At 69.3% G+C, this 11828-nt stretch carries 8 protein-coding genes; 2 read left to right on the top strand and 6 right to left on the bottom strand.

What is annotated here, in order from left to right; all coding sequences use genetic code 11:
• Nucleotides 1-19 precede the first annotated feature (19 nt).
• The 6 genes from ACREPD_RS12825 to ACREPD_RS12800 form a co-directional block, all read right to left on the bottom strand.
• On the bottom strand, nt 20-787 hold the full coding sequence (locus tag ACREPD_RS12825) for a YggS family pyridoxal phosphate-dependent enzyme (protein ID WP_431599697.1): 768 nt from the start codon (nt 785-787) through the stop codon (nt 20-22).
• A 63-nt stretch (nt 788-850) separates the two neighbouring features.
• On the bottom strand, nt 851-1357 hold the full coding sequence (locus tag ACREPD_RS12820; protein WP_431599696.1) for a hypothetical protein: 507 nt from the start codon (nt 1355-1357) through the stop codon (nt 851-853).
• 244 nt (nt 1358-1601) lie between these two features.
• Nucleotides 1602-4718 carry an error-prone DNA polymerase gene (locus ACREPD_RS12815; protein ID WP_431599695.1) on the bottom strand — a complete coding sequence of 1039 codons (3117 nt, stop codon included), beginning with the start codon at nt 4716-4718 and terminating at the stop codon, nt 1602-1604.
• Nucleotides 4715-6133, bottom strand: coding sequence for a Y-family DNA polymerase (locus tag ACREPD_RS12810; protein WP_431599694.1), 1419 nt, complete (start codon nt 6131-6133; stop codon nt 4715-4717). Before ACREPD_RS12810 ends, ACREPD_RS12815 begins: the two co-directional genes overlap by 4 nt.
• A 9-nt stretch (nt 6134-6142) precedes the next feature.
• Nucleotides 6143-6757 carry a translesion DNA synthesis-associated protein ImuA gene (gene imuA, locus ACREPD_RS12805; protein WP_431599693.1) on the bottom strand — a complete coding sequence of 205 codons (615 nt, stop codon included), beginning with the start codon at nt 6755-6757 and terminating at the stop codon, nt 6143-6145.
• A 135-nt stretch (nt 6758-6892) separates the two neighbouring features.
• Complete coding sequence (locus ACREPD_RS12800; protein ID WP_431599692.1) at nt 6893-8068, bottom strand: MFS transporter; 1176 nt, start codon at nt 8066-8068, stop codon at nt 6893-6895.
• Between the two features lie 72 nt (nt 8069-8140).
• Here ACREPD_RS12800 and ACREPD_RS12795 point away from each other — a divergent pair, with 72 nt between their 5' ends.
• Both ACREPD_RS12795 and ACREPD_RS12790 read left to right on the top strand, forming a co-directional pair.
• Complete coding sequence (locus ACREPD_RS12795) at nt 8141-8587, top strand: winged helix-turn-helix transcriptional regulator (protein ID WP_431599691.1); 447 nt, start codon at nt 8141-8143, stop codon at nt 8585-8587.
• Between the two features lie 245 nt (nt 8588-8832).
• Nucleotides 8833-11652 (top strand): beta-glucosidase, encoded by a 2820-nt coding sequence (locus ACREPD_RS12790; RefSeq protein WP_431599690.1) that lies wholly within the window; start codon nt 8833-8835, stop codon nt 11650-11652.
• Nucleotides 11653-11828 lie beyond the last annotated feature (176 nt).

Below are 11828 nucleotides of genomic sequence, written 5' to 3'. Positions count from 1 at the left end.
TCTTGCGCGCGGACCCAGATCAACCGGCTGGCGTGGGCCAATACTGGCTGTCCGGTGTTGCGCGCGCACCGAAGATGGCCTGGCCTACCCGGACCACGGTGGCGCCTTCCTCGATGGCGATTTCGAAATCGCCGGACATGCCCATCGACAACTCATCCAGCTGGATGCCCGCGGGCAGGGTCGGGCGCAGGCGGTCGCGCAGGTCGCGCAGCCGCACGAAACACGGCCGTACCTGCTCGGCATCGGAGGAGAACAGGGCCAGCGTCATCAGCCCGCGCACGTGCAGGTGGGTGAAGGCCGGCAACTGCTGCAGGAAATCGGCCACTTCGATCGGATCCAGGCCGTACTTGCTGGCCTCACCGGAGGTGTTGACCTGCACGAACACGTCCAGCACGCGGTCTTCCGCGGCCAGCCGCTGGTCCAGTGCCTGGGCCACGCGCAGGCTGTCCAGCGCCTGGAACTCGCTGGCGAAGCGGGCCACGTCGCGGACCTTGTTGGTCTGCAGGTGGCCAATGACCGACCACTGGACGCCCAGGTCGGCCATCGCCTCGGCCTTGCCCTTGGCTTCCTGCACCTTGTTCTCGCCCAGCGTGGTGCACCCGGCGGCCACCGCAAGGCGCAGGCGGGCCTCGTCCACGGTCTTGCTGACCGGCAGCAGCCGCACCCCGGCCGGGTCGCGCCCGGCGCGGGCGCACGCAGCGGCAATGCGCGCCTGCACCGCGTCCAGGTTGCGACGGAAGTCCTCAACGGAGGTGGCCTGCGGCCAGGAGGGGGCAACGATGGACATGGCGTATTCCGGAACAGGCACGGCACGTATTTTTGCACGCCGACGAACCGCCCGGCGCGCGGATCAGGGCGCCGCAGCCGTCCCCGGCCGTATGTAATGCGACTGCCCGTTGTCGTTGAGGAAGATCAGCTCGGGCTTGCCCTGCCAGGAGGTGAGCATGGCGCCGGTGTTGTTCTGGTGCTTGATCACCAGGGTGGCGCCGCGGTCGGGGTTGGCGGTGATCTTGAAGACTTCGGTGGTGCCGTTGGCATCGTCGAGGGTCAGCGTGGCTTCGTCGCCTACATCGGCGGTGCCATAGCTGCCACGCTCGGAACCGTCGGCGCCGAGCAGTGCGATGCCGGACAAGGGCGAGGCACGCGGACCCTGCGAGACTCCCTTGCTGAGCGGATCGGGCAGGGGGGCACCGAGGATGACCCGGGCCTGGCCGCTGCCGTCCTGGATGATCAGGCCGCGGGCGGTGATGACGCGTTGGTCGGACTCGCTCTGGTGCAGCCGCACGGCGGTATAGCCCGACACGAGCAGCGCGAGGCTGGACACGGCCAGGGTGGTGAGGGTGAGTGCGCGCGACATGACCGGCTCCGGATCCTTGGATGGCAGCGACGATAGCCGAAGCGGCATTCACGACACCAGTCGGGAAAGTCTGTATCTGTCGCCAGCGTGAAGCCGGTCACAGCAGCGGGGCAGAGCCCCGCTCTACGGTGTGGCGGATTGCGGTCACGGCAGCGGGGCAGAGCCCCGGCCTTTCAGCGGGGCAGAGCCCCGGTCTTTCAGCGGGGCAGAGCCCCGCTCTACGTGGCGGGTTGCGGCCGGTCGATCAATGGAAGTCGCGGCTGTGGGTGCGCACGCCGTCGATGAGGGCGTCGAGGTTGTGCATGCGCTGCACGATCAGGTGCTGCACACCATCCACCCGTTCCAGCCGGCCATCGATCTGCATCAGCTGCGCCTCCACCAGCACGCGGTGCTGGCGGTCGGCGGTCTTGCGCCAGACCACCGCGTTGACCATGCCGCTTTCGTCTTCCAGGGTCAGGAAGGTCACCCCGCTGGCGGTCTGCGGGCGCTGGCGCATGCGTACCAGCCCGGCGAAGCGCACGCTGCGCCCGTGCGGCAGCTGCGCCAGTTCGTCGGAGCGCTGGCAGCGGCGCGCCTGCAGCTCGGCGCGGATGAACGACACCATGTGCTGGCCCAGGGTGGTGCCGGTGCTGTTGTAGTCGGCCTGCATGTCCTCGAACGCGCTCGGCGCCGGCAGCGCCACGACCGGGTCGGCGGTGGCGCGGACGGTGTCGAACAGCGGCAGCGGCTTTTCCACGCCCGACACATCCCAGCGCGCGCGGTGGCGGTGCCCGCTCAACCCCTTGAGCGCGCCAGCGTCGGCCAGCAGTCCCTGGTGGCGGCGGTCCAGCCGCGCGCGCTGGCTGAGATCGGCCACGCTGTCGAAGGCCTGCCGTGCGCGGGCCTGCATGACCTCGTCGGCCACCGCTTCGCTGAAGCCGTCGATCATACGCAGGCCGAGCCGGATGCCCGGCACGACATCGGCCTGCGTGGCCGTCACCAGCGTGCAATCCCAGTCGCTGTGGCGCACATCCACCGGCAGCACGGCTACGCCATGGCGGCGCGCATCCTGCAGGATCTGGTCGGGGGTGTAGAAGCCCAGCGGCTGGCTGTTGATCAGGCTGGCGGCGAACGCCGACGGGTGGTGGCACTTCAGCCAGCAGCTCACATAGGTGATCAGCGCGAAGCTGGCCGCGTGGCTTTCCGGGAAGCCATAACTGCCGAAGCCCTTGATCTGCTCGAACAGGCGCTCGCCGTATTCGCGGCTGTAGCCGCGCTCCGCCATGCCGGCCAGCAGCTTGTCGCGGTGTGGCTCCAGCCCGCCGTGGCGTTTCCACGCCGCCATCGAACGGCGCAACGCATCGGCCTCGCCCGGACTGAAGCCGGCCGCGGCCACTGCCAGCTGCATCACCTGTTCCTGGAACAGCGGCACGCCCAGGGTGCGCTTGAACACCTTTTCCAGTTCGGGCGGGTAGTCGATTTCTTCGATCCCTTCTTCCTTGAGCCGCTTTCGCCGGTTGAGGTAAGGATGGACCATGTCGCCCTGGATCGGCCCGGGCCGCACGATCGCCACTTCGATCACCAGGTCGTAGAAACAACGCGGCTGCATGCGCGGCAGCATGGCCATCTGCGCGCGCGATTCGATCTGGAACACGCCCAGCGTATCGGCGCGGCAGATCATGTCGTAGGTGGGCGTGTCATCGGCCGGCAGGGACGCCATGGCCAGCACGCGTCCGTCCTGGCCGCGCGCCCCGCGCGCCTCCAGCATCGCCAGGCATTTGCGTACGGCGGTGAGCATGCCCAGCGCCAGGCAGTCGACCTTCATCAACCCGGTGGCATCCAGGTCGTCCTTGTCCCACTGGATCACGGTGCGGTCGGCCATGGCCGCATTCTCGACCGGCACCAGCGTGGACAGCGGGTGCTCGGAAATCACGAACCCGCCGGGATGCTGGGACAGGTGGCGCGGGAAATCGACCAGTTCGGCGGTCAGCGCCACCACCCGCCGCATCAATGCCGTGTCCGGGTCGAAGCCGCGTTCGCGCAGGGCCTCGGGCAGCGGCTCATGGCTGCTCCAGCGGTCCAGGCAGGCGGCCAGTTCGTTGACCTGGTCCGGCGGCAGGCCGAGTACGCGGGCGACGTCGCGCACCGCGCTGCGGCCGCGGTAGCTGATCGCCACGGCGGTGAGCGCGGCGCGTTCACGGCCATAGCGGTTGAACACGTACTGCAGCACTTCCTCGCGGCGTTCGTGTTCGAAATCGATGTCGATGTCCGGCGGTTCGTCGCGCTCGGCGGAAATGAAGCGCTCGAACAGCAGTTCCATGTGGCTGGGGTCGATCTCGGTCACGCCCAGCACGAAACAGACCGAGGAATTGGCCGCCGAACCGCGGCCCTGGCACAGGATCTGCTGGCTGCGGGCGAAGCGCACGATGTCGTGCACGGTGAGGAAGTAGGACTCGTACTGCTTGGTGTGGATCAGCCCGAGCTCGTGTTCGATCTGCTTGCGCTGGGTGGCGCTGGCCCCGTTCGGCCAGCGCCAGCGCATGCCGTCTTCCACCAGCACGCGCAGCCAGCTGGCCGGGTCATGGCCCTCGGGCACCAGCTCGCGCGGGTAGGTGTACTGCAGCTGGGAGAGATCGAACCGGCAGCGCTCGGCCACGCGCAGGGTTTCCTCCAGCAGCTCGGCGGGGTACAGCGCGGCCAGGGCCTGGCGGGTACGCAGGTGGCGTTCGCCATTGGGAAACAGGTGCCAGCCGGCATCGGCGATGGTGCAATGCTGGCGGATCGCGGTGAGCGTGTCCTGCAGGGCGCGGCGGCGACGCACGTGCATGTGCACATCGCCGCTGGCCACCAGTGGCAGGTCGTGGGTGTAGCCGAATTCCAGCAGTGATTCCAGCCGCTCCACGTCGTCGGCACCGCGGTGCAACTCCACCGCCAGCCACAGCCGGTGCGGGAAGCGCGCGTGCAGCCAGGCTGCATCGGCCGCGCTGGGCGAACGCGCCGGCCACAAACACAGCAGGCTGTCGGGCAGGGCATCGAAGTCCTCGCGCAGGCAGCGGTATTCGCCCTTGGGCGCTCGCCGGCGGCAGGTGGTGATCAGCTGGCACAAGCCGGCATAGGCGGCCTGGTCGGTGCACAGCAGCACCAGCTTGGGGCCGTCTTCGATCTGGAACTCGGCACCGGTAATCAACGCCAGTTCGTGTTTCTTCGCGGCCTGCCAGGCGCGCACGATGCCGGCCAGCGAACATTCGTCGGTGATTGCCAGGGCCTGGTAGCCCTGTTCCTTCGCACGTGCGAACAGTTCCTCGGCGATGGAGGCGCCGCGCTGGAAACTGAAGGCCGACAGGCAATGCAGTTCGGCATAGTCGGGCAGGGCGGTGTTCATGCGAACCAGCCGTGCAGCATGAATGGCCCATGCCGCGCCCCGGCGGCGGTGTAGGCCCAGCCGCGCTGGCCGAGGCCGGTTTCCACCACGTAGTAATCGCGGCGCACATCGTCCTCGTCCCACCAGCCCGATTCGATCCGTTCCGGGCCCGACAGAATGCGCAGGTCCGGATCGTACAGCGGCTGGGGGTGGGCCAGCAGCCAGCCGGGGCGCAGCGGCAGCGCGGGCGGTGGGGCTTTGGTCGCCGGGGCGCCGGGGCCGGTGGCGCGCTCGGGGCGGTGTTCGGCGCGCAGCCCCACGCCCTGCACGGCATCGTCGCCGAGCCGCGCGCGCAGGCGTTCGCGCAGCTGTTCCCACGGCATCGCCTGCTGCGGGCGCGGGTCGAACAGGTCACGTGCGGCCGGCACGAACGGCGGCAGGTGCTCGGCCTGCAGGCGCAGGCCACGGCTGCCGGCGGGCAGGCGCAGGTGGTCGACGCGGTTGCGCGCCAGTTCGAACAGCATCGCCGCATCGCGTTCGGGGGCGAGCAGGCCAACGGTCAGCCGCGTATCCGGATGCTGTTCGTGCTCGAACCACAGGTCGAACTGCTGCGCGCCGCCATCGCGCGAGCACAGGAACGCGGCCAGGTCGGCGGTCAGGCGGCGCAGCGGGAACAGCAGCGCCTGGGTGGACTCGATCTCGTACTCGAACTCGATGCGCGCATCGAACCGGTCCGGGGGGCGGAAGTACTGCAGCGGCGTGAGGGTGCCGATGCCGCGCAGCGCATCCAGGTGGCTCAGTACCTGCGCGGGAAAGCGCCGGGCCAGGCTGTCGCGCGGCAATGCAAAGGCGCTGCCCAGCGTACGCAGCCCGGAACGGACCAATACCGTGACGGCCTCGGCCGGCAGCCCGCTGCGGTCGATCGGGATCTGTGCCAGCGCCGCCTCCAGCCCGTGCGCATCCACGCCCAGCTGCGCGTGCACGCGGGTCAGCACCCAGGCCGCGTGCGGGTTCGGCGCGGCGACCAGGCGGTGGCGGAAACCGAGCTCCTTCAATCCTTCGCGCAGGCGCCGTTCGATGGCGGGCCAGTCACCGAACAACGCGCGGCTGGCGCCGATTTCCAGGGCCAGCGCATGCGGAAACGCCAGGCTTACCTGCGAGCTGATGCCGTACAGCCAGCTGGCCAGCAGCTGGCGGGTGTCCTGTTCGGCGCGCGGGTCGTAATCCACCGTGAGCATGTCGCGGGTCAGCACCTGCGCGGCCGACAGCAGCATGCCGCGGCGCAGGCCGAGTTGGCGGGCGGCCGGGCTGACCGCGTGCAGCACCCGGCGCTGCGTGGGGCCGGTGACCAGCACCAGCGGCGCGCGCGGATCCGGCTGCTGGCGCAGGGCGGCGTCCAGCGCCAGTTGAGGCAGCAACAGGCAGGCCCACTGCATGGCGGCGCCTCAATGCGCCACGGCCAGCGGCAACGGCTGCGCCGGTGCCTGCCCGCCACGGCACTTGAGTACCCGCACCTGGCCGGCGTCCAACTGCAGGCGCAGCGGCGCGGGAGAGGGATTGCGTGCCTGACGGGCGTCACGGAAGGCGAGGCCCAGGCACTGCCCGGTTTCGGCGGCCACCTGCAGCCGGCGCAGCGCGCGGTCGTCGGCATGGCCGGGCCAGCACAGCACCGCGGCACAGGCGGCCGAGCGCATGCATTGTTCGGCCGCCCACAATGCCTCGCGCGGCGTGGCATGCACCACCTGCAGCTGGCCCAGCGACACGCCGGCCCCGGCCCAGGCGGGCGCGTGCGGCAGGTGCGGGGGAGCGATCAGCACCACGGTCTGCCGCAGCTGGCTCAACCGGGCCAGGGTCGGCCAGACCAAGGCCAGCTCGCCCTGGCCGGGCGCGGCCAGCAGCACCTCCGACAGCGCCGCCGGCGGCCAGCCACCGCCGGGCAGGCGCGCATCCAGCGCGGGATGTCCGGTAGGGTGGGCGGCCACCGTTCCGGTCCCGCGCGGCTGCCCGCGCCAGACCTGGCGGCTTTCCAGCAGCTGTTCCAGGGCCATGACGGCGCCCATCAGCGCACCGCCCCGGTGGGCTGGAACAGGTGAGCGCGGGCGGAAAACCGGGGCATGAAGGTGTCGGCAACGGCTGAAAAGGGTCGATAGCGACATGCTACCCGCTATTAGCAAAATTGCTAATAGCGTCGTCGTTCATGTGTGACGCCCCTTACCCATGACCGCGCTGAATAAAGCCAACGCCGACACCATCGCCCCGGCCCCACACACCGCCCCCCAACCATGGGCGGCATACAGGGCGCTTCCCGCCAGCGCGCCCAACCCGCTGCCGGCGGCATAGAACAGCATGTAGGCCGCGATCGCCTGGGCTTGTGCCTGCGCGGGCGCGGCGGCCAGGATCAGGCTCTGGTTGGTGACATGCAGGGCCTGTACGGCCAGGTCGAGCAGCAGCACCCCCAGCACCAGCCAGCCCACCCCGGCGTGCAGCGCCGACAGTGGCCACCAGCTCAACAGCAACAGCAGCAGGGCGCCCAGCGACACCCGGTCGGCGTGCCCGCGGTCGCTCCAGTGCCCGCTGCGTGCGGCGGCCAGCGCGCCGAGCAGACCGACCAGCGCGAATGCACCGATCGCGGCATGCCCGAACCGGAAGGGCGGCGCACTCAAGGGCAAGGCCATGCTGCTCCAGAACAGGCCGAAGGCGGTGAACATCAGCAGCCCCAGCATGCCGCGCCGGCGCAGCACCGGGGTGCGGCGCAGCAGGGCAGGCAGCGATATCCGGGACGATGCTGCCGGCATCGGCAGGCTTGGCAGATACCGCCACAGCAGTACGCCGGTCACCACCATGAGGGCGGCGGAAAGCAGGTAGACCGCACGCCACCCACCCAGGTCGGCGACGCCACCGGCGACCACCCGCGCCAGCAGCAGGCCGGCCACCACCCCGGCCTGCGCAACACCGACCACGCGGCCGCGCTCATGCGGCGCGGCGACGGCGGCGGCGTAGGCGATCAGCCCCTGGGTCATCGCGGTACCGAGCAGGCCGACCGCGAGCATGGCCAGCAGCAAGCCCAGCGCCGCGCCCGCAGCCGCCACGCACAGCAGCGCCAGCACCAGGGCAAAGGTCTGCAGCAGCATCAACCGCCGCCGCTCCATCCGGTCGCCCAGCGGAACCAGCCACAGCAGCGCCGCCACCGACCCGAGCTGGGTGGCGGCGATGACCGCGCCGATCCAGGCCACGCCGATGTGCAGGTCGGCGGCCAGGGCATCGAGCAGCGGCTGGGCGTAATAGACGTTGGCCACGCTCAGTCCGGCGGCACAGGCGAACAGGAGCAGCAGCGAGGAGGCGAGGCGGGGCAGGGGGAGCGAGGCAGACATTGATGGTCTCAAAATAGAACCAGTTGAGTTTGCGCCGTTTGGTTCTAAAATGAAACTACACAGGAGGATCCCATGAGTGAAGACCTCAACCGAACCTGCCCGGTGGCGCGCGCGCTGGACCGGATCGGCGATCGCTGGTCGCTGCTGATCGTGCGCGACGCGTTCGATGGCGTGCGCCGTTTCAGTGATTTCCAGCGCGGCCTGGGGATGTCGCGCAGCATGCTCAGCCAGCGCCTGCAGGCGCTGCAGGACGCCAATGTGCTGACCCAGCAGGCGGCCGCCGATGGCAGCCGTTATCACGACTATGTGCTCACCCCGCAGGGCCAGGCGCTGTTCCCGCTGGTGGTGGCGCTGCGCCAGTGGGGCGAGGGCTACCTGTTCGACCCGGCTGAACCGCGTTCGCACCTGCAGGTGATCGCTGATGGGCGGGCATTGGCGCCGCTGCTCCCGCGCGACGCCGACGGACGGCCGGTGGCGCCCGCCGAGACCGAGGTGATCAAGCCGGATCAGCTCGGCTGAACCTGAACGCGCTGTTGACACGGATGAACGCGGTGGACGACTCTTCACGGGATGGGTGCCGGTGACGGCGCCCTGCAGGTGGGGTGGCTGTAGCGACGGGCGGAGGGGCCTGGTCGTAGCTGCCGCACCTGTGTAGTTCCGATGCCGGCTGCGGAAACGCCTCGGCATCCGCCATGACGGCGCTGCACCCTTCTGCGGCAAGACTCCCTGGATTTTCTGCGTCAGCAAAGGTGTTTCGCCCGCTTATGAAAACGATTACAAAGCCCCTGGCCCTGACGGCCGCCATCGCCTTGTCGCTGTCGGCCTCCGCACTGGCCGCCGCCCCCATCGCCGGTGGCGCCGCCTTTACCGTGCTGACCCTGGAGAAGGCGCCCGATTACCTGGACGCCAAGGACGTCGCTGCGCAGTTGCAGGCGCTGGACGTGGATGCGTTGACCATCGGCAACGTGGTCCGCCCGGCCGACACCTCGGCCACCGCGCATGCGCCGGACCCGCTGGCGGCACTGGCCGACCAGCTGGGCTACACCTACCGCTTCGTCAGCGCCGATCCGGCGGCAGCCGAGCAGCGCGGCAGCATCGTGCTTTCGCGGCTGCCGGTGGAAGCCGAGTCGGGCGTGGAAGCGCCGGGCCTGAACTACCTGCGCCTCAATGACGGCCGCAACGTGGTGGCGCTGTACACCCAGGCAAGCGGTGCCGCTGCCGCGCCGGTGAAGGCGCTGGTGGACGGCTCGCGCCTCGGCGCACCGGCCGTGCTGCTGGGCACCGATGCCGATACGGCGACCGCCGCTGGCTTCACCGCCATTGCCAAGGGCACCGGTTACAGCACGGGGTTCAACGCGGCCAGCACCCAGTCCGTGAAGTTGCGCCTGGGCAGCGACGCGAACACTGCCGGCCAGCTGCTGACGCTGGACTACACCGCACCCACGGGCGGTGACACGCCGTGGATGGACACCGGCCTCACCGCGGATGCACGCGCCAAGCTGCTGGTGGCACGCATGACGGTGGATGAGAAGTTCCAGATGCTGCACAGCTACTTCGGGCTGGGCAAGGACGGCGGCCCGTTGCCGGAAGGCGCGGTTGGTTCGGCCGGTTTCGTGCCTGGCGTGGCGCGGCTGGGCATTCCGTCGCAGCAGTCGGCCGATGCCGGCGTGGGCGTGACCAACCCGGGCGGGATCCGCAAGGGCGACCATGCCACGGCGATGCCCTCGGGCCCGGCGACCGCGTCGAGCTGGAACCCGGACATCGCCTTTGCCGGCGGTGCCACGATGGGCCGCGAGGCCTGGCAGCAGCGCTTCAACATCCTGCTGGCCGGCAGCGTGAACCTGCAGCGCGACCCGCGCAACGGGCGCAATTTTGAATATGCCGGCGAAGACCCGGTGCTGGCCGGCCGCCTGGTCGGCGAATCGATCCGCGGCGTGCAGAGCCAGCACGTGATTTCGACGATGAAGCACTTCGCGCTCAACGACATGGAAACCTCGCGCAATTTCCACAGCGCGGAGATCGGCGAGCAGGCGATGCGCGAATCGGATCTGCTGGCGTTCGAGATCGCGCTGGACGCGGGCAAGCCCGGTTCGGTGATGTGCTCGTACAACCGCATCAACGGCATCTACGGCTGCGAACACGATTACCTGATGAACGAGGTGCTCAAGCAGGAATGGAAATTCCCCGGCTTCGTGATGTCCGACTGGGGTGGCGTGCACAGCGGTTCGAAGGCGGCGCTGGCCGGCCTGGACCAGCAATCGGCGGGTGAGGTGTTCGACAAGGCGGTGTTCTTCGACGAACCGCTGCGCCTGGCCGTGGCTGGTGGCACGGTGCCGCAGGCTCGGCTGAACGACATGGTGGCGCGCATCCTGCGCACGATGTTCGCGCACGGCAATTTCGACCTGCCGCCGCAGCACGTGCCGATCGACGATGAAGCCGGCTTCCTGGCCGCGCAGCGCACGGTGGAAGAGGGCAGCGTGCTGCTGCGCAACGCCGGCGATCTGCTGCCGCTGGGCAAGGACGTGCAGCGCATCGTGATCATCGGTGGGCACGCGGACAAGGGTGTGATCGGTGGCGGTGGTTCGTCGATGGTGGGCTGGACGGCGAAGGGCACCAATGCGGTGCCGGGCGTGCTGCCGACGACCTGGCCGGGCCCGGTGATCTTCCATCCGTCGTCGCCGCTGGAGGCACTGCGTGCGGAACGGCCGGACGCGACGATCGAGTACGTGGACGGCCGCGATGTGGCAGCGGCGGCGCGCGCTGCAGCGGCCGCGGACGTGGCGATCGTGTTCGCGACGCAGTGGTCGGCCGAATCGGTGGACCTGCCGCACATGCAGCTGCCCGACAAGCAGGACGCGCTGATCGCCGGGGTGGCCAAGGCCAATCCGAAGACGGTGGTGGTGCTGGAAACCAACGGCCCGGTGGAACTGCCGTGGCTGCAGCAGGTGCCGGCGGTACTGCAGGCGTGGTACCCGGGCATCCGGGGCGGTGAAGGCATCGCGGCGCTGCTGACGGGCAAGGTCAACCCCTCCGGCCGCCTGCCGGTGACCTGGCCGGTGGACGCCAGCCAGCTGCCGCGCCCGCACGTGAACGGCCTGGGCTTCAATCCGAAGCAGAAGCCGGACGACACGATCGATTACAACATCGAGGGTGCCAACGTCGGCTACAAGTGGTTCGCGGCGAAGGGCCTGGTGCCGCAGTTCGCGTTCGGCCACGGGCTGTCATACACGCAGTTCCAGTACGACAATCTGAGCTACACGGCGATGGGCCAGCGGCTGGTGGCCACGGTCGACATCCGCAATACGGGCAAGGTGGCCGGCGCGGACGTGGCGCAGCTGTACCTGAAGCTGCCCGAAGGCAGCACGACGCCGATCCGCCTGATCGGTTTCCAGAAGGTCATGCTGCAGCCGGGCGAATCGCGCCGGATCCGCATCGAAGCCGAACCCAAGGCGCTGGCCAGTTTCGACACGGCCGACAAGCAGTGGAAGATCGCCGAAGGCCGCTACGAACTGCAGCTCTCGCGCTCGGCCAACGAGCCGCTGCAGACCACGCCGATGGTGTTGAGTGGTGGTGTGGTGAAGTAAGTACACGGTAGTGCGTGGGCGCTTCTTGCGCGCTCACGCATTGCTGCTGAGAGCACTGGTCTGCGAATGTCTCTGGTTTGGGCCGGCGGCGGTGGGTTGGCGGGACACGCCGTGAATACGTCCTTGTAGGCTTGTAGAAAACATCCATGTTTTCTACAGTCCCGCAAACCCACCCC

The sequence above is a fragment of the Stenotrophomonas sp. genome (assembly GCF_050737075.1).
Lineage (GTDB): Bacteria > Pseudomonadota > Gammaproteobacteria > Xanthomonadales > Xanthomonadaceae > Stenotrophomonas.
This window is presented reverse-complemented; position numbering and strand designations above follow the sequence as displayed.